Raw genomic sequence first — 16464 nt, 5'->3', positions numbered from 1 at the left:
TGGGGCACCGTGCCCCACCTGCAGGAATGGCGCGAACCCGGCTGTGCGCGATCGGGGGCCATCTGCGATGCTGTTGCCTAACGTTGTCCAACAGGGGGAGCCGAGGGGCAGTCATGGGGAAGTCCGCCGAGCCTGAGCTCGACTGGGCGCACCTTGGCGAGGAGATTCGCCGAGCACGCCTCGCCCGGGGCTTGAGTCAGCAGCAGCTGGCCGACATCCTCGGCCTCGATCGCAAGACGATTGGGCACTACGAGAACGGCCGGCGGCCAGCACCCGGACGCGTCCCGGACGGGTACTACGCGGTTGCCACGTTCTTCGGCTGGTCTTCGGGCACGCTCGCACGCGTGCTGGCGGGCGGCGAAACTGTGGCCCCCGCCCGCACCGTCGAGACTGGCCAGGCTCCCGCGCCCTTCCACGGCGCCACCCCGGCGGAGCTGTTCCCGGGCGTCGGCCGGTTCGCCCGGGCTGCGGTGGCAGCCGGTGGCGATCCGCAGCTGCGGGACCTCCTGGAGGATGTGGCCGACCGGCTACTGCAGTCCGTGTCCGCCCGTGCTGCGGCGCCGCAGCAGCAGTCCTCGTACGGGCTCGCCGCCTACCGCCCGCACGCCTGGGCCGAGGGTGACACCGGGATCCCGGAGGACGACGCCGAGCGGGTGCGCCAAGCCCTCGAGGAGTACACCCGCAGCAAGGGCAAGTAACTCCCCAGCGGGCTCGCGACACGCGTAGCTTTGCCTGGTCTTTTCCCCACAGTTCCTCAGCGCATATGCCAAACTGTCCGCCTGACACGTCTCCCACACCTGTCTGAAGTCAGGGGGAGACGTATGCCCATCGCCGCCGTTGTCGCGGGGCTGTCGTACGACCCCGCCGCCGAGCTGGAGCGGATGGGTATACCCATCCTGCGCCGCTGGCTGCGGGACACCTGGGGCATCTGGTCCCCTGAGCACCGAGCCGTCGTCATCGCCGACGGACTCACTCCGCGCGAGGAGAAGTGCGTCCTCGCCCACGAGATCGAGCACATCCTGGCCGGCGACATCGGCTGCGGCGGCGCCGCAGGCCTGCGCGCCGAGCGCCTCGCCGAGATCCGCGCCGCCCGCAAGCTCATCGCGATCTCCGACTGGGCCCGCGCCCGGCAGTGGACCACCGACGAGCACGAGCTGGCCGACGAGCTCGGCGTCACCACCTGGGTCCTCCGGGCCCGCCACGCCGACCTGCAGGGGGGTGCCCAGTGGGGTACATCGAAGACCGCTGGCTGACGAAGAAGCCCGACCCCGCGACGAACAAGAAACGCCGCACCGCCCGCTACGGGAAGGGCAAGCGGTACCGGGTCGGAGGGATCCCCGGCGTGCGCGACGCTTGCTTCGCCACGCTGGAGGACGCCAAGAAGTGGAAGTCGACGGCCGAGACCGACACGCTCCGTCTGACCTGGATGGACCCGCGGGAGGGAGAGATGACGCTGCGGGAGTACGTCGAGACGATCTGGTGGCCCGGCCGGTCCGACCCGACGAACACGGCCGGACCGATGAGGTCGAAGATCTGGAACCACATCCTCGACCCGATCGGCGACCTCCAGCTGCGACAGATCGATGAGGAAGTGCTGCGGCTGTGGCTCAAGGGCCGCCGGGAGCAGGCAAAGCTGGGCGAGGGCACCCTGGAAGTGGTCTGGATCCACCTGGGATCGATCCTGGGCTCTACGGTCGGCAAGCGGCTGGCCGCCAACCCGTGCCGCGCCCACATCCACCTGCGGCCGGCCGGGGGCAGTAGCAGCACCGCCCGCGCGTGGTCGGCCCGCGAGTTCGTCGAGATCCGGGAGCAGATGCGGGAGCGCTACCGGATAACCGCCGACCTTGGGCTGCACGCCGGCCTGCGCCAGGCCGAGATGATCGGGATCGGCCTGGACGACATCGACGAGGACGCCATGGTCATCCGGCTGCGGCGCCAGCTGCTGTGGGCGAACGGGACGCGGCCCTACTTCAAGCTCCCGAAGGGCAGGAAGGAGCGGGTGATCCCGCTGTCGCCCGGGCTGCTGCAGCTGATCCGGGAGCACGTGGAGAGCTTCCCGCCGGTGGAGACGACGCTGCCCTGGGAGGGGCCCGGCAACGGCAAGCGGGAGACGGCCACCGCCCAGCTGCTGGTGACGACGCAGTGGCGCCACCGGCTGAACCCCTCGGGGTACAACCAGAGGATCCTCAAGCCGGCGCTCGCCGCAGCCGGCTTGATCCCGGCGAAGGGCGAGGAGGGGTGGGGGTGGTCAGGGACGCGGGAGGAGATGTACCACCGCTTCCGGCACACCTACGCCAGCGTCCAGCTCCGGACCGAGGCGCCGGTGGCCGTGTCGAAGTGGATGGGCCATGCCTCACCGGAGATCACGCTCAGGGTCTACGCCCACTTCATCCCCGAGGACGCGCAGCGCGGCCGGGCGGCGGTCGATAACTGGCTCAGCGCGGGGAGTCAGCGAAACTCCCCAGATTCTCCCCACGAGCCGCACTGACGATCGATGTGACCCAGTGTCACGAGACTCGGCGGGCCGGTCGACTCGCTCCCGCAGCGGGCCGACCGGCAGGAAACGGCAGGTCAGGAAGACGCGGTGTAGTCGTAGAAGCCGCGGCCGGACTTGCGGCCCAGCAGGCCCGCGTCGACCATCCGGGAGAGCAGCGGCGGGGCCGCGTACAGCGGCTCCTTGTACTCGTCGTACATCGACTCGGCGATCGAGACGATGGTGTCCAGGCCGATCAGGTCGCACAGGCGCAGCGGCCCCATCGGGTGGGCGCAGCCGGCCTCCATGCCCTTGTCGATGTCGGCGGCGGTGGCGACGCCGGACTCGAACATCCGGACGGCGGAGAGCAGGTACGGGACCAGCAGGGCGTTGACCACGAAACCGGCCCGGTCGCGGGCGCGGATCGGCTCCTTGCCCAGCACCTCGACGGCGAACTGCTCGGCGCGGGTGGTGGTCTCGGCGGAGGTGGTCAGGGTCGGGATGACCTCGACCAGCTTCTGCACCGGCGCCGGGTTGAAGAAGTGCAGGCCGATCACCTGCTCCGGGCGGCCGGTCGCGGCGGCCAGCTTCACGATCGGGATGGAGGAGGTGTTGGAGGCGAGGATCGCGTCCCGGCGGGTCACCACCTGGTCCAGGGTCTGGAAGATCTTGACCTTGACGTCCTCGCGCTCGGCGACCGCCTCGACCACCAGGTCGCGGTCGTGGAAGTCGGCGAGCTCGGTGGTGAAGGAGAGCCGGGCCAGCGCCGCGTCCCGGTCCTGCTCGGACAGCTTGCCGCGCCGCACCGCGGTCTCCAGCGAGTTGGTCAGCCTGGTCCGCCCGAGCTCCAGTGCCTCGCCGCTGGCCTCGGAGATCAGCACCTCCAGGCCGGACCGGGCGAAGACCTCGGCGATGCCCGACCCCATGAGGCCGCAGCCGACTACTCCGACGCGCGCGATGTCGCTCACACAAATGCCCTTCGGGACGGAGCCGGGGGTCACCCGGCCGGGGTGTCGCGGACGCCGTGGTCCGCCCGGACGACGGTACTACCTGCCTTAACGCCCGTTCACATCGGTGCGTGCCGGACCGCCCCGCCCGCCGAGCGCGCCGGGCGCTCGGCCGAACGGGTGAGGGTGGACGGTGCGCCGCGCGCGCTCCCCCGTGCGCCCCCCGGCGGGGACCACAATGCGGCGCAGGTCCGGCCCGGAGCAGGGGCCGGCCGGAGGAGGGAGCAGGTCATGGGGACGGGATCACTCGCCGGACAGGTCGGACTGGTCACCGGGGCGGGACGCGGCATCGGCCGCGAGATCGCCATCGGGCTCGCCGCCGAGGGCATGGCCGTCGGCCTGGTCGGCCGCACCCAGGACCGGCTGACCGCCACCCTCAAAGAGTGCGTCCGGCACGGCGCCCGGGGCGTCGCCGTCACCGCCGACGTCACCCGCCCCGGCGCCGTCCGGGAGGCCGTCCGCTCGATCGAACGCGACCTCGGCCCCGTCGACCTGCTGGTCAACAACGCCGGACAGGTCGACCGCGCCGAGGTGCCGGTCTGGGAGACCGACCCCGCCCAGTGGTGGCAGGTCGTCGAGACCAACCTGCGCGGCCCCTACAACCTGCTGCGCCACGTCCTGCCCGGCATGGTGCGCCGCCGCCGGGGCCGCGTCGTCAACCTCAACAGCGGCTTCGCGCTGCGCCCCGACGGCCACTACAGCGCGTACGCCACCTCGAAGGGCGCGCTGCTCCGGCTCTCCGACAACATCGCCGACTCGGTCGGCGAGCACGGCGTCGTGGTGCTCGACATCAGCCCCGGCGCCGTCGCCACCGAGATGACCGCCGGCATGGAGATGTTCCGCGACATGAAGGCCTGGGGCTCCGTCCCCTACATGGTCGCCGTCACCGTCGACGCCGCCCGGGGCCGCTTCGACGGGCTGCACGGACGCTTCCTGCACGCCGGGCGCGACAACCTGGAGACGCTGGTCGCCTCCGCCGCCGCCATCCGCTCCTCCGACGCCCGCACGCTGCGGCTGCGCCCGTACGGGCCGGACGACCCGGTGGCGTGAGCGGCCGCCTAGGCGTCGAGCAGGGCGGCCAGGTCGGCGTCCGGGAGGGAGCCGGCCGGACGGCCCGCGCGGGCGAAGCCGGTGGCCAGCCGCTGCAGGGCGGCGTTCAACGGGGTCGGCACGCCGTGCAGGCGGCCCAGCAGGACCACCTCGCCGTTCAGGTAGTCCGCCTCGATGTCGCCGGTGCCGCGCGCCAGCGACTGCCAGGACGAACCGCCGCCGCGCACCGCGCCCGCCAGTGGCAGCAGCGTCACCCGCTCGCCGCGCACCGCCCGCTGCTCCTCCTCGGACGGGTGGGCGATCCCGGCGGCCGCCAGCACCGCCTCGCCCTCCGCCCGCACCCGCCGCCACGCCCGCATCCGCAGCTCGCCGTCGATCGGACCGGCCACCGCCTCCAGCGCGTTGCCCAGGTTGCCGAGCAGCTTCGCGTACTTCCAGGCCATCACGTCCGCCCGGGCGTACGCGTCGAAGTGCGCGCCCGCCAGGTCGGCGGCGACGCGGGCCGAGGTGTCGTCCGTGCCGTGCGGGTAGCGGCCCAGGTGCAGCACGCCCGAGCGCGGGGAGCCCGCCGCCGAGACCGCGCCCGGCTCCAGGTGGGTGGACGGCAGCCACACGCACATCCCGTACACCCGCTCGAAGCGGCGCAGCGCCAGGCGCTCGTTGGCCACCCCGTTCTGCGCGCACACCAGCGGCAGCCGCTCGGCCGCCGTCCCGCCGCCCGCGACCGGGCGGGGCGCCCATTGCTCCAGCAGGGCCGTCGAGTGCTGGGTCTTCACCGCCAGCAGCAGGACGTCGTCCGGCGTCAACCCCACCTCGTCCGGGCCGCCGACCGCTGGGACCGCCAGCCGGTGCGTGCCGTCCGGGACGGTCAGCCGCAGGCCGCCGGCGCGCAGCGCGGCCAGGTGCGGGCCGCGGGCGACCAGCAGGACGTCGTGGCCGGCCCGGTGCAGCCGGCCGCCGATGGTGCCGCCGACCGCGCCGGCGCCGATGATCACGTAGCGCATGGGGTCGAGCATGCCACGGGGGCGACCGGCCGACGGGGGCGGGGAGCCGGGGCCGGGAGGCGGGTCAGGCGCAGAGCTCGGAGGCGGTCACCGCGTGCAGGCCCTTCTCGGTGAGGCCGTCCAGGATCGCCGGGAGCGCCGTCACCGTGCCCGGGTGGCCCATGTGCAGGGCGACCACCGAACCGGCCGCCGCCGCCCTCAGCACCCGGTGGGTCACCGTGTCCGCGCCCGGGTCCGCGTAGTCGCGCGGGTCCACGTCGAAGGACAGCACGTGCGCGTAGCCGACCTGCCGGGCCTGCTCCTTCACCATCGCGTTCGCGTACTGGGTGGCGGACGGCCGGAACCAGCGGCCGATCGACCCGGTCAGGCGCTCCAGCCGCTGCGCGCACTGCGCTATCTCCTCGTGCGCCTGCTCCGGGCGCATCGCCGAGATGTCCAGGTGGTTCTGGGTGTGGTTGCCCAACTCGTGGCCCCCGGACAGGATCCGCTGCGCGATCTGCGGCTGCTCGTCCAGCCAGCTGCCCACCGCCAGCACCGTCAGCCGGGCACCGCGCTGCTCGGCCGTCGTCAGCAGCGCGGTGGCGATCGCCGGATCGCCCTGCCCGTGGAAGGTCAGTGCCAGCTGCGGCCGGGTGTGCGGGCCGGACACCACCTCCTGCGGGGTGTCCGGGGCGAGCGGGGGCAGCGCGAACGGGGTCGCGGAGGGGGAGGCGGCGGTGCTCGGGGACGGGCTCGGTCCCGGACCGGGCGACTCGGCCAGGTGCGCGGGCTGCGGACGGGCCGCCACCGAGGGGCCGTTCGCGCCCCGGCCGTCGGACGGGCCGCCGCACGCGGCGACGAGGCCGCCGGCGGCACCCAACGCGGCCAGGCGGGTAGCGGAACGCAGAACACTGCGGCGGTCGACAGTCATCGCGGCCCAGCCTAAGCCGACGTCTCGGCGGGGCGGCAACGGCTACCGCCCGGACGAGTGGCCGGGCGGTGCGGCGGGCGGGCACCCGGACGGGGCCGGAGGAGGGGCCGGAGGAGGGGTCGGGTGAGGGGCGTTCAGGCGGGCGGCCCGGCGGGGGTGAGGGCGCCGAACAGCAGGGCCGCGGTGACCAGGGCCGCGCCGAGCAGCTGCGGCGGGGACGGGACGGCGCCGGTCAGCAGCGCGCCGGCCAGCGTCGCGGTCAGCGGGACCAGCCCGCCGAACAGGCCCGCCCGCTCGGTGGGCAGCACGGTCAGCGCCGAGTACCAGAGCAGGAACGCGCCGCAGGTCAGCACCGGCCCCAGGTAGAGCAGGGCGAGCAGCTCGCCGCCGGACGGCACCCGCAGCGCCGTCGGCGAGAGCGCCGCCAGTGCGGCGAACAGCGGCACCGCCAGCAGCGTGGTGTACGCCGACACCCGGACCGGGCCCAGCCGCGGCAGCAGCGGCACGGCGAGCAGCGAGAACGCCGCCTCGCACAGCAGGGTCCCGGTCGCGAACAGCAGCCCCAGCGCGTCACCGTGCCCGAAGCCCTGGGTCAGCGCCGCCCCGCACACCACCAGCGCCGCCGCGACCAGCATCCGGACGGCCGGCCGGCGACCGGCCAGCAGCGGGCCCGCGACGCCCAGCAGCAGCGGGGTGCAGCCCACCACGCTGCCGACCACCGCCGGGTCGGTGTGCCGCAGCGCGGCGACCAGCAGCAGGTTGAACCCGAACAGGCCGGTGCCCGACAGGGCCAGCAGCAGGGCGAGTTCGCGCGCCGTCAGCCGGTGCGCGAGCCTCGGCCGCCGCCGCGCCAGCGGCAGCAGGACCACCGAGGCCAGGGCGTAGCGCAGGGCCTGGCCGCCGGCCACCGGGTACGAGGCGAAGGCGGCGCTCACGCCGGTGGACGCGCCGAGGACCGCCATCGCGGTGGCCGCGCGGGCGGTGCCGGCCGGGAGGAGCGCGCTGCCGGACGGCGCGGTGCCGGACGGTGCGGTGCCGGACGGTGCGGTGGCGGCGGGTGGGGTGGTGCTGGTTTCTGCCATGGGTGTCACGCTAGGAGGGAGGTGGTCCGGTTCCCAGGGCCACTTGAAGGGGCGGCGGGAGGACCACTTCGCCGTCCCGGTCGGAGTCGAGTCGGAGTCGAGTCGGAGCGGGAGGGGCGGGCGTGGTGCGGGAGTTGCTGGTCGCGTGGGAGCCGGGCGGCGGGGAGCTGACCGGGCGGTTGGTGCGGGCGCTGCGGGAGGCGGTGCGGGAGGGGCGGCTGGTGGGCGGGGAGCGGCTGCCGGCCAGCCGGGTGCTGGCCGCCGAACTGGGGGTCTCGCGCGGGGTGGTGGTCGAGGCGTACGAGCAACTCGCCGCCGAGGGCTACCTGGTGGGGCGGCGGGGGTCGGGCACCAGGGTCGCGGAGGGCGTCGCGGTGCAGCGCCCGGAGCCGGCCGGGACGGCGGCGGGGGCCGAACCGCGGTACGACCTGAAGCCGGGCTCGCCGGACCTGGGGGCGTTCCCGCGGGCGGCCTGGGCCGGGGCGGTGCGCAAGGCCCTGCAGGGGGCCGAGAACCGGGAGCTCGGGTATGGCGACCCGGCCGGATTGCCGCGGCTGCGCGGGGAGTTGGCGGCGTACCTGGGGCGGGTGCGGGCGGTGGCCGCGCGGCCGGAGCGGGTCGTGGTGGTCAGCGGGGTCGGGCAGGGGCTGGCGCTGCTGGCCGGGGTGCTGGCCCGGCGGGGGTGCGCGCGGGTCGCGGTGGAGGACCCCGGCTCGCCCGGCACGCTGGAGCTGCTGCGCGCCCACGGGGTCGAGCCGGTGGGCGTGCCGGTCGACGGAGAGGGCCTGCTGGTGGGCGAGTTGGCGGCGTCCGGGGTGGAGGCGGTGCTGGTGACGCCCGCGCACCAGTACCCGACCGGCGTCGCGCTGTCGGCCCGCCGCCGGGGCGAACTCGCCGCCTGGGCGCGGGCGGGCGGGCTGGTGGTGGAGGACGACTACGACGCCGAGTTCCGCTACGACCGCGAACCGCTGGGCGCCGTCCAGGGGTTGGCGCCCGAGCGGACGGTGTACCTGGGCTCGCTCAGCAAGACCCTGGCGCCCGGGCTGCGGCTCGGCTGGGCGGTGCTGCCCGGCGGGCTGGCCGGGGAGTTCCGGGAGGCCAAGCGCTACGCCGACCTCGGCACCGGCGCGGTCGACCAACTCGCCTTCGCCGCCCTGCTGGAGGGCGGCGGCTACGACCGCCACCTGCGCGCGGTCCGCCCCCGCTACCGGGCCCGTCGGGACGCCCTGGCGGCCGCCCTGCGCGAGCACCTCCCGCGGGCGGTGCTGCGCGGCGTCTCCGCCGGGCTGCACCTGTACGCCGAGCTGCCGTCCGGCACGGACGAGCGGGCGCTGACCGGGGCGGCGCTGCGGCGCGGGGTGCGGGTCGCGCCGGTCGGACCCGGGCGGCTGGCGCCCGGGCCGGCGGCCGTCACGCTCGGCTACGCCGGGGTGGCCGAGCAGCGGCTGCGCGAGGCGGCGGCGCTGCTCGGCGCGGCGTACCGGGAGATGGGCTGACGGTCCGTCAGGAGAAGGGTGCGGCCTGGTCGTAGGCGATCACCACGACGACCGCGACCACGGCGAGCACCGCCGTCAGGTTGATCGCCTGGACGAGTCCGCGCCGCGCGCGGGGCGCGTAGCCGAGGGCGGCGCCGGCGGCCAGGCCGGTGAGCAGGCCGCCCAGGTGGCCCTGCCAGGAGGTGAAGCCCGCCGACAGCACCATCCAGACCGCGAAGGACGCCATCAGCTGGTTGCCGCCGAGCGGGTCGTAGCCCTGGCTGCGGCTGAGCATCCAGTACCCGCCGACCAGGCCGAAGACCGCGCCGGACGCGCCCAGCGACAGGCCGTGCGGGGCGAACAGGAACTCCAGGGCGGCCGAGCCCAGCGCGGACAGCAGGTACAGCCCGAGGAAGCGCAGCACGCCGAGCCGGTTCTCGACGACCCGGCCCAGCATCCACAGCCAGTACAGGTTGCCCAGGAGGTGCAGCAGGCCGATCGGCGGCTCGGTCGGTTCGAGGTGGACGAACGCGTTGGTGATCAGCCGGTACCACTCGCCCTCCGCCACGCCCGACAGGTGGTAGACGTAGGTGGCGGGGTCGGCGCCCTTCGGCAGCAGGCCGCCCGAGCCCAGCATCGCGAGCTGGTCGACGGTGTCCGGGCGGACCAGTTCGAGCAGGTACACGGCCACGTTCAGCGCGATCAGCGCGAGGGTCGCGTACGGGCGGGAGGTGATCCGGCCGCCGAACGCCGTCCGGGCCTGCCGGACGCTCTGGTGGCCGGACTTGACGCACTCCACGCACTGGTAGCCGACCGCCGCCTCGCGCCGGCAGTCCGGGCAGACGTGGCGGTCGCAGCGGGTGCAGCGGACGTACGACTCCCGGCCGGCGTGCCGGAAGCAGGTCGGCGACGGCGGCTCGGGAGCCGGGGCCCCCGGGACGGGGTGCGTGGCGGCCATGAACGGGTTCCTCCCCTGGGCGGTGGTGCTCGGCCGCGGGGTCCCCACGGCGGACTTCCACGGCGAAGCGGCGCTCACCCTAGAGCACGGCGAGGACGGTGCGTACACCAGGGAGGGCGGGGAGGAGCGGCGCTCAGCGGCGGACGGCGCTCAGGACGGTGAACTTCGGGCTGCCCGCCACCGTGCGGCAGCCGCCGAACAGGCGGCGCAGCTTGAGGTGGTAGCCGAGGTGCCGGTTGCCGACCACGCGCAGTTCGCCGCCCGGGCGCAGGACGCGGCGGGCGCCGGTGAACATGCGGTGGGCGATCGCGTCGGTGGTGGCCTGGTGGGAGTGGAACGGGGGGTTCAGCAGCACCAGGTCGGCGGAGGCGGACGGGACGTCGGCGAGGGCGTCGCCGACCAGGAACTCGGCGCGGCGGCCGGGGCCGAGGTTGTCCCGGAAGGTCTCCTCGGCGGAGGCCACGGCCTGGAACGACTCGTCCACGAAGAGGAGTTCGGCGTCCGGGTCGGCGAGCGCGGCGGCGGTGCCGAGAACGCCGTTGCCGCAGCCCAGGTCGACGATCCGGCGCGGGGCGCCGGAGGGTTCGGGCAGGTGCTGGAGGAAGAAGCGGGTGCCGATGTCGAGCCGGTCCGCGCAGAACACGCCCGCCTGGTTGGCGACCCGGCGGCCCGACAGGACGCCGATGCCCTCCGGGAGCCGGTAGCGCAGCGGCCACGGGTTCGCCGGGCGGACGAGGCCCGGGTCGGGGGCGGTGTGGATCAGGCGGGCCTTGCGGACGGCGAGCGAGGTGCGGGTCGGGCCGAGGATCCGCTCGAACAGGTTCAGCGTGGAGGTGTGGATCTCGGTGACCATGCCGGTGCCGGCCACCACCGTGCCCGGGTGGACCGCCGGGGCCAGCCGGTGCAGCTGGTCCTCCAGCAGCGCCAGGCTCTTCGGGACGCGCACCAGCAGCACGTCGACCCGCTCCGGCGGCGCGTCCCGGGTGCTGCGGACCTCGACGGCGGCCGGGTCGAGGCCGTTGCGGGCGAGGTTCGCGGCGACCGCCCGGGAGGCGAGGTACGAGTCGGTGACCGCGGTCAGGCCGCCGGCCTCCGCCGCGAGGGCGGTCGAGAGCGCGCCCCAGCGGTCGCCGAGGACGGTGACCGTCCCGTCCAGCGGCACCGCCTCCTCGTGCAGGTGCCGCAGCAGGTACTCGTCGGCGGCGTCCCAGGCGCGCAGCCGCTCGCGCGGGTCCTCCGGGAACCGGGCCAGCTCGAACTCGCCCCAGGGGGTGGTGAAACAGTTCATCGTGCCCCCAGGCTAGCGGAGGGCGCGACGGCGCCCGGATGACTACGGAGGGTGACGGATGGGCGTGCTGGGGCGGCGGGAGCGGGTGGTCGGGGCGGTGCTCGGCTCGGCGGTCGGGGACGCGCTCGGCGCGCCCTTCGAGTTCGGGCCGGCCGGGGCGTTCGGGGCGCGGTTCCCCGGCCCGGCCGCGATGTGCGGCGGCGGCGGGTGGGACCCCGGCGAGGCCACCGACGACACGCAGCTGGCCGTCCACCTCGGCGAATCGCTGCTGGCCGCCGGCGGGCTCGACCTGCCCGGGATGTTCGAGCGCTTCCGCGGCTGGGCGGCCGGCGGCCCAAAGGACATCGGCCTCCAGACCGGGGTCGTGCTCGGCGGCGACCTGCCCTGGGACCTCGCCGCGGCCGCGCACTTCCGGACCGAGGGCCGGGCCGCCGGAAACGGCGCGCTGATGCGGGCCGTCACCGGCGCGGTGTGGTTCGCGCCGCAGGGGCGGGCGGCGACGATGGCCGCCGCCCGCCGGATCACCGCCTTCACCCACGGCGACGGCGCCGCCTGGGAGGGCACCGCGATCCTGCACGAACTGCTGCGCGTCGCCCTGGACGGCGGCGACCCCCTGGCGGCCGTGCCGCGGACGCTCCGCGAGGTGCGGGCCGAGCACCGCGAACGGTGGGCGCGCGTCCTCGACGCGCACTGGCGGCCGGAGCACGCGACCGAGGGCAACGGCGCCGTGTGGCCCTGCCTCGGCTCGGCGCTCTGGGCGCTGCGGACGACCGGCGGCCTCGCCGACGCGCTGCGGGCGGTGATCGACCTCGGCGGCGACACCGACACCACGGCCGCCGTCACCGGGGCGCTCGCGGGCGCCCGCTACGGGGCGGACGTGATCCCGGCCGACTGGCTGGCGGCGCTGCACGTGCCGCTGCCCCCGACCCGGCGGGTGCTGCGGGCGGGGGAGCTGGCGGCGCTGGCGGTGGCACTGGACGAGGGCGGGCGACGGGCGGGCGGGGCCCGGGCGGGGGAGGGCGGCTGGACCCGCGGACGGGTGCCGCGGGTCAGGCCGTGGTGAGGACCAGGGCCGCGTTGTGGCCGCCGAAGCCGAAGGAGTTGGTGAGGGCGGCGGTGGCGGGGTGCGGCCCGGCGACGGTGACCAGGTCGAGGGGGAGGAGCTCGGGGTCGGGGTCGGTGAGGTTGCGGATCGCGGGGGCGTACTGGTGGTGCAGGGAGTAGGCGGTGGCCAGGGCGGAGAGCGCCCCGGCCGCGCCGAAGAGGTGGCCGGTCATCGACTTGGTGGCGGTGACGGCCGGGCGGTGCGGGCCGAAGACGCGGGTGAGGGTCTCGGCCTCGGTGAGGTCGCCCAGCGGGGTGGAGGTGGCGTGGGCGTGGACCAGGCCGATCGCCTCGGGCGGCAGGCCGGCGTCGGCGAGGGCCGCGCGGACGGCGCGGGTCTGGCCGTCGGGGTGGCCGGCGGTGATGTGGTGGGCGTCGGAGGTGACGGCGGCGCCGGCCAGGGTGGCGTAGCGGCGGTGCGCCGGGCGGAGGGTGGCGCGTTCCAGGACGAGCATCGCGGCGCCCTCGGCGATGACGAAGCCGTCGCGTCCGGTGTCGAAGGGCCGGGAGGCGCCGGCCGGGTCGTCGTTGCGCAGCGAGTGGGCGCGGGCCTGCGCGAAGCCGGCCAGCGGGAGCGGGTGCAGGCAGGCCTCGGTGCCGCCGGCCAGCACCACGTCGGCCCGGCCGAGCCGGATCAGGTCGAGGCCCAGGGCGACGGCCTCGGCGCCCGAGGCGCACGCGCTGACCGGGGTGTGGGCGCCGGCCCTGGCGCCGAGGTCGATGGAGACCCAGGCGGCGGGCCCGTTGGCCATCAGCATCGGGACGGTGTGCGGGGAGACCTTGCGGACGCCGGAGCGCTCCAGCACGTCGTCCTGGTCGAGCATGGTGACCGCGCCGCCGGTGCCGGTGCCGATCACCACCGCGAGCCGCTCGCCGTCGACACCGGGACGGCCGGCGTCGGCCCAGGCCTCGCGGGCCGCGATCAGGGCGAGCTGTTCGCTGCGGTCGAGGCGGCGGGCCTCGATCCGGTCGAGGACGGTGCCGGGCTCCACGGCGAGCTGCCCGGCGATCCGGATCGGCAGCTCGGCGGCCCAGGGGCGGTCGAGGACGCGGATGCCGTTGTGCCCCTCGCACATGGCCCGCCAGGTGGCGGGCGCGGTTCCGCCGAGCGGGGTGGTGGCTCCGAGGCCGGTGACCACGACGGTGTCGTGTGCGGTGCGCATGGCGATACTCCCGTTGTGAAGGCAGCACAATGATCGGACTCTCCGGCGGTCGGCCGGACGATCCGATGGGCCTCACTCTGCCAAGGCGGACGGGCGCGCAGGGCTGCCGGCCGCGACCGAGTCGTACCCGGTGGGCTTGTAGGTTTCTGACAGGATTGGTTGATCATGCGGCAGGGAAGGGCGCCGGGGTCGAGGGGGGAGGGGCGAGGCCGCGGGGAGGGTTCCCACGGGGGTCCGGGCGGCGGCCGCTGCCCACGGGAGCCCGGCCGGACCGCACCCGGCCGAGCCGGTCAGGGCCGCGGCGCGGGCGGCAGCAGGCGCTCCGCCAGGGCGCGGGCCACCGCCGGGTCGGGTCGGGCGGGGGCGGGGTGGCGCGGGCCGTCGAGGAGGGCGGCGGGGACCGAACGGGCGGGCGGCGCCGACCAGTCCGGGCGGTCGAGGACGCTGACGTGCGCCTCCGCGTGCGCCCGGCCGTCGTGCTCGCCGGACGGGGAGACGTGCAGCCGCAACCGCCGGGCGTCCAGCCACTCGGCGCCCAGCACCCGCCGGCCGGGCGGGTCGGCGAGCAGCGGGACGGTCCGGCCGGTGTCCGGGCGGACGAGCAGCAGCTCGCCCGTGAACAGGTGCCCGCCGTCGTACCCGCCGGTGCCGACGGCCAGCAGCGGCAGCTCCGGGTGCAGCGCCAGCGCGTGCACCGGCTCCGCGCACACCAGCCGCCGCCGCAGCCACCCCCAGCCGCCGGCGCCCCCGGTGTCGAACACCCCGACCGTCCGGGCCTCGCCGTCCGGCCCCGCGCAGGCGAGGACGAGCAGGCGGCGGCCCGGGTCGGCGGCGGCCAGGACGGGGTCGCCGAGCGGGGCGAGGAGACCGGCGGGGTCGGCGGCGGGCATGCGGGCTGTCCTTTCGCGGGCGGCGGGCCGGGCGGTGGCGCGGCCGGAGCCGGGGCAACCGCCCCGTCCGGGGTCGATCGTCGCAGGTCCCCCGGGGGAGTCGGTCAGCCGGCGGTCTTCTCCTCGCGGCCCTCGACCAGGACGGCCGGCTCCAGCGGCGAGGCGATCTCCTGCGGCTTGCTGCGCGAGGCCCAGTCGCGGATGCCGATCACCACCATGACGAAGAACACCGAGTACACGATGCCGGAGAAGTACAGCTTCGAGTGCACCGCCAGCGGCACGCCGACCAGGTCGACCGCCAGCCAGACGAACCAGAACTCGATGTAGCGGCGGGCCTGGCTGTACATCGCGATGATCGAGCCGACGAAGATCCAGGCGTCCGCGCTCACCATCCACATCGGCGCGCCCGGGTAGAACGAGGCGTCCTGCCACTTCAGCACCGCCGCGAACGCGATCGTGCCGAACACCATCGCGGCTGCCAGCACCGCCCGCTCGGACCAGTTCGCCCAGCGGACGTTGATGGCGCCCTCCTGCTCGCGGCTGCGCTTCCAGGTCGCCCAGCCCCAGGCCGCCGAGACGATGATCACGACCTGCCGGGCGGCGTTGCCGCCGAGGTGCACGTTCAGGCTGGCGATCAGCAGGAACACCGAACCGAGGATCTGCACCGGCCAGGCCACCAGCGACCGGCGCAGGGCCAGCCAGACGGTGGCGAGCGCCAGGACGTTGCCCAGGAAGTCGGACCAGTAGACGGGGAACAGGCCGAAGAAGCTGAACTGGCTGTTCAGCCAGTCGAATGCGCTCATGACTCACACCTTTGTTCGTGCGGAGCGAGGTGGTGGGGGGAGACGACCGGCTCCGGGGGAGGGGGCCGGTCGGGCACGCGGGCGTCGGGCGCGGTGAGGGGGTGGGGGCGGGGGCGCGTGCGGTGGAGCGGGGGCGGGGGCGCGTGCGGTGGAGCGGGGGCGGGGGCGCGTGCGGTGGGGTGGGGGGAGGGGAGGGGAACGGTCGGCCCCGCCGGGAAGCGGGGGAGCGGCGGGGCCGACCGGGTCGGTGGGGCGGGGGGTCAGGCCGGGGGCGCGGGCGTGGGGCGGGTGCGCAGGCCGGCGGGGGAGGTCAGCAGGGCGTCCGAGCGGCGGACGTCCTCGCGGGCGGCGGCGAGCAGGTCGTCGACGGTGGCGAACCGCTCGGTGTCGCGCAGCCGGGCGACGAACCACAGTTCGACCCGTTCGCCGTACAGGTCGTCCGAGGTGTCGTGGCAGTGCACCTCGACGTGCACCTCGGACGAGTCGCCGAAGGTCGGGTTGGTGCCGATGCTGACCGTCGCCCGGTGCACGCCGCCGGTCGCCGGACGGGCCAGCCAGCCGCTGTAGATCGCGGGCGGCGGGACGGCCGTGCCGGGGACGGGTGCGAGGTTGGCGGTCGGGAAGCCCAGGCCCGTCCCGCGGCCGGCGCCGTGCACGACGGTGCCGACCAGGGGGGCCGGGGGGTGCTCAGGCATGGGGGGTGAGCTCGCGGAACTGGCTGGTGTGGAAGACCAGTGGCTCCACGCCCGGGAACAGCCGGGCGGTGAGCAGCTCCAGCAGGACGATTTCGTGGTCCCCGCCGTCGTACACCGGGCCGACCCGGGCGGTCAGCCAGAGCGCCGCGTCGTGGATCAGCACCGCGCCGTCCCCGGTCGGCCGCCAGGGCGTGCCGCCGAACCGGTCGCCCGCCCGGGAGGCGAGCTTGCGGCACAGCGCGCCCTGGCCGCGGCTGAGCACGCTCAGCCCGAGCACCGGGGCCTCGGCGAGCCGCGGCCAGGTGGTGGAGGTGCGGGCCACGCTGATCGCGACCATCGGCGGCTCCAGCGAGATGGACACGAAGGAGCTGGCCGCGAACCCGACCGGCTCGCCGTCGCGCAGCGCGCCGACCGCGACCACGCCGGTGGGGTACGCCCCGAACGCCTGCCGCAGCGCGCCCGCGTCCAGCTCGGACGGTTCCGACGGCACGCTCGGCGCGGACGGCACGCTCGGTTCGGTGGGGTGGTGGGCGGGAGTGGCCATGGCCGTCGCCGTCCTCTC

At 75.7% G+C, this 16464-nt stretch carries 17 protein-coding genes; 6 read left to right on the top strand and 11 right to left on the bottom strand.

The window, feature by feature from the left end; all coding sequences use genetic code 11:
- The first annotated feature begins 113 nt into the window (after nt 1-113).
- The 3 genes from ACZ3J7_RS07590 (at nt 114) to ACZ3J7_RS07580 (ending at nt 2488) form a co-directional block, all read left to right on the top strand.
- On the top strand, nt 114-698 hold the full coding sequence (locus tag ACZ3J7_RS07590; RefSeq protein WP_465617832.1) for a helix-turn-helix transcriptional regulator: 585 nt from the start codon (nt 114-116) through the stop codon (nt 696-698).
- A gap of 123 nt (nt 699-821) precedes the next feature.
- On the top strand, nt 822-1253 hold the full coding sequence (locus ACZ3J7_RS07585) for a M78 family metallopeptidase domain-containing protein (RefSeq protein WP_465617830.1): 432 nt from the start codon (nt 822-824) through the stop codon (nt 1251-1253).
- Nucleotides 1226-2488, top strand: a complete 1263-nt coding sequence (locus tag ACZ3J7_RS07580) for a tyrosine-type recombinase/integrase (RefSeq protein WP_465617829.1) — start codon at nt 1226-1228, stop codon at nt 2486-2488. Before ACZ3J7_RS07585 ends, ACZ3J7_RS07580 begins: the two co-directional genes overlap by 28 nt.
- An 83-nt stretch (nt 2489-2571) precedes the next feature.
- On the opposite strand, the gene ACZ3J7_RS07575 is transcribed toward ACZ3J7_RS07580, so the two are convergent.
- Nucleotides 2572-3441, bottom strand: coding sequence for a 3-hydroxybutyryl-CoA dehydrogenase (locus ACZ3J7_RS07575; RefSeq protein ID WP_465617827.1), 870 nt, complete (start codon nt 3439-3441; stop codon nt 2572-2574).
- A gap of 270 nt (nt 3442-3711) precedes the next feature.
- Here ACZ3J7_RS07575 and ACZ3J7_RS07570 point away from each other — a divergent pair, with 270 nt between their 5' ends.
- Nucleotides 3712-4530, top strand: a complete 819-nt coding sequence (locus ACZ3J7_RS07570; protein ID WP_465617825.1) for an SDR family NAD(P)-dependent oxidoreductase — start codon at nt 3712-3714, stop codon at nt 4528-4530.
- Nucleotides 4531-4538: 8 nt separating this feature from the next.
- Here the strand turns inward: ACZ3J7_RS07570 and ACZ3J7_RS07565 are convergent, their stop codons facing one another.
- From ACZ3J7_RS07565 to ACZ3J7_RS07555, 3 genes are all read right to left on the bottom strand, one after another.
- A complete protein-coding gene (locus ACZ3J7_RS07565; RefSeq protein WP_465617823.1) occupies nt 4539-5534 on the bottom strand; it encodes a ketopantoate reductase family protein in 996 nt (331 codons plus the stop codon).
- 64 nt (nt 5535-5598) lie between these two features.
- Nucleotides 5599-6444 carry a polysaccharide deacetylase family protein gene (locus tag ACZ3J7_RS07560; protein ID WP_465617821.1) on the bottom strand — a complete coding sequence of 282 codons (846 nt, stop codon included), beginning with the start codon at nt 6442-6444 and terminating at the stop codon, nt 5599-5601.
- Nucleotides 6445-6578: 134 nt separating this feature from the next.
- Nucleotides 6579-7526: a DMT family transporter gene (locus ACZ3J7_RS07555; protein ID WP_465617819.1), complete on the bottom strand. Its 948-nt coding sequence runs from the start codon at nt 7524-7526 to the stop codon at nt 6579-6581.
- Between the two features lie 122 nt (nt 7527-7648).
- Between ACZ3J7_RS07555 and pdxR the strand changes: the two genes are divergently transcribed.
- On the top strand, nt 7649-9022 hold the full coding sequence (pdxR, locus tag ACZ3J7_RS07550) for a MocR-like pyridoxine biosynthesis transcription factor PdxR (RefSeq protein WP_465617817.1): 1374 nt from the start codon (nt 7649-7651) through the stop codon (nt 9020-9022).
- A 7-nt stretch (nt 9023-9029) separates the two neighbouring features.
- On the opposite strand, the gene ACZ3J7_RS07545 is transcribed toward pdxR, so the two are convergent.
- Nucleotides 9030-9959 (bottom strand): rhomboid family intramembrane serine protease, encoded by a 930-nt coding sequence (locus ACZ3J7_RS07545; RefSeq protein WP_465617815.1) that lies wholly within the window; start codon nt 9957-9959, stop codon nt 9030-9032.
- Between the two features lie 133 nt (nt 9960-10092).
- Nucleotides 10093-11247, bottom strand: coding sequence for a methyltransferase (locus tag ACZ3J7_RS07540; protein WP_465617813.1), 1155 nt, complete (start codon nt 11245-11247; stop codon nt 10093-10095).
- A 58-nt stretch (nt 11248-11305) separates the two neighbouring features.
- On the opposite strand from ACZ3J7_RS07540, the gene ACZ3J7_RS07535 reads away from it, so the two are divergent.
- A complete protein-coding gene (locus ACZ3J7_RS07535) occupies nt 11306-12310 on the top strand; it encodes an ADP-ribosylglycohydrolase family protein (protein WP_465617811.1) in 1005 nt (334 codons plus the stop codon).
- On the opposite strand, the gene ACZ3J7_RS07530 is transcribed toward ACZ3J7_RS07535, so the two are convergent.
- From ACZ3J7_RS07530 to ACZ3J7_RS07510, 5 genes are all read right to left on the bottom strand, one after another.
- Entirely contained in the window at nt 12297-13514 is a 1218-nt protein-coding gene (locus tag ACZ3J7_RS07530; RefSeq protein ID WP_465617809.1) for a beta-ketoacyl-[acyl-carrier-protein] synthase family protein, read from the bottom strand. The two genes, ACZ3J7_RS07535 and ACZ3J7_RS07530, sit on opposite strands and share 14 nt — an antisense overlap.
- 290 nt (nt 13515-13804) lie before the next feature.
- Nucleotides 13805-14404 carry a hypothetical protein gene (locus ACZ3J7_RS07525; protein ID WP_465617807.1) on the bottom strand — a complete coding sequence of 200 codons (600 nt, stop codon included), beginning with the start codon at nt 14402-14404 and terminating at the stop codon, nt 13805-13807.
- Nucleotides 14405-14508: 104 nt separating this feature from the next.
- A complete protein-coding gene (locus ACZ3J7_RS07520) occupies nt 14509-15207 on the bottom strand; it encodes a nicotinamide mononucleotide transporter family protein (protein WP_465617805.1) in 699 nt (232 codons plus the stop codon).
- A gap of 260 nt (nt 15208-15467) precedes the next feature.
- Nucleotides 15468-15902 (bottom strand): riboflavin kinase, encoded by a 435-nt coding sequence (locus ACZ3J7_RS07515; protein ID WP_465617803.1) that lies wholly within the window; start codon nt 15900-15902, stop codon nt 15468-15470.
- Nucleotides 15895-16446, bottom strand: coding sequence for a flavin reductase family protein (locus tag ACZ3J7_RS07510; protein ID WP_465617801.1), 552 nt, complete (start codon nt 16444-16446; stop codon nt 15895-15897). The genes ACZ3J7_RS07515 and ACZ3J7_RS07510 overlap by 8 nt, the downstream gene beginning before the upstream one ends.
- Nucleotides 16447-16464: the final 18 nt, after the last annotated feature.

The sequence above is a fragment of the Kitasatospora sp. NPDC015121 genome (assembly GCF_055562955.1).
This window is presented reverse-complemented; position numbering and strand designations above follow the sequence as displayed.

Bases quoted from the DNA above. Each gene is read 5' to 3' on its own strand.
- ACZ3J7_RS07590 (WP_465617832.1), top strand. From the start codon at position 114: ATGGGGAAGTCCGCCGAGCCTGAGCTCGACTGGGCGCACCTTGGCGAG.
- ACZ3J7_RS07585 (WP_465617830.1), top strand. From the start codon at position 822: ATGCCCATCGCCGCCGTTGTCGCGGGGCTGTCGTACGACCCCGCCGCC.
- ACZ3J7_RS07570 (WP_465617825.1), top strand. From the start codon at position 3,712: ATGGGGACGGGATCACTCGCCGGACAGGTCGGACTGGTCACCGGGGCG.
- ACZ3J7_RS07565 (WP_465617823.1), bottom strand. From the start codon at position 5,534: ATGCGCTACGTGATCATCGGCGCCGGCGCGGTCGGCGGCACCATCGGC.
- ACZ3J7_RS07560 (WP_465617821.1), bottom strand. From the start codon at position 6,444: ATGACTGTCGACCGCCGCAGTGTTCTGCGTTCCGCTACCCGCCTGGCC.
- ACZ3J7_RS07555 (WP_465617819.1), bottom strand. From the start codon at position 7,526: ATGGCAGAAACCAGCACCACCCCACCCGCCGCCACCGCACCGTCCGGC.
- ACZ3J7_RS07545 (WP_465617815.1), bottom strand. From the start codon at position 9,959: ATGGCCGCCACGCACCCCGTCCCGGGGGCCCCGGCTCCCGAGCCGCCG.
- ACZ3J7_RS07540 (WP_465617813.1), bottom strand. From the start codon at position 11,247: ATGAACTGTTTCACCACCCCCTGGGGCGAGTTCGAGCTGGCCCGGTTC.
- ACZ3J7_RS07535 (WP_465617811.1), top strand. From the start codon at position 11,306: ATGGGCGTGCTGGGGCGGCGGGAGCGGGTGGTCGGGGCGGTGCTCGGC.
- ACZ3J7_RS07530 (WP_465617809.1), bottom strand. From the start codon at position 13,514: ATGCGCACCGCACACGACACCGTCGTGGTCACCGGCCTCGGAGCCACC.
- ACZ3J7_RS07525 (WP_465617807.1), bottom strand. From the start codon at position 14,404: ATGCCCGCCGCCGACCCCGCCGGTCTCCTCGCCCCGCTCGGCGACCCC.
- ACZ3J7_RS07520 (WP_465617805.1), bottom strand. From the start codon at position 15,207: ATGAGCGCATTCGACTGGCTGAACAGCCAGTTCAGCTTCTTCGGCCTG.
- ACZ3J7_RS07515 (WP_465617803.1), bottom strand. From the start codon at position 15,902: ATGCCTGAGCACCCCCCGGCCCCCCTGGTCGGCACCGTCGTGCACGGC.
- ACZ3J7_RS07510 (WP_465617801.1), bottom strand. From the start codon at position 16,446: ATGGCCACTCCCGCCCACCACCCCACCGAACCGAGCGTGCCGTCCGCG.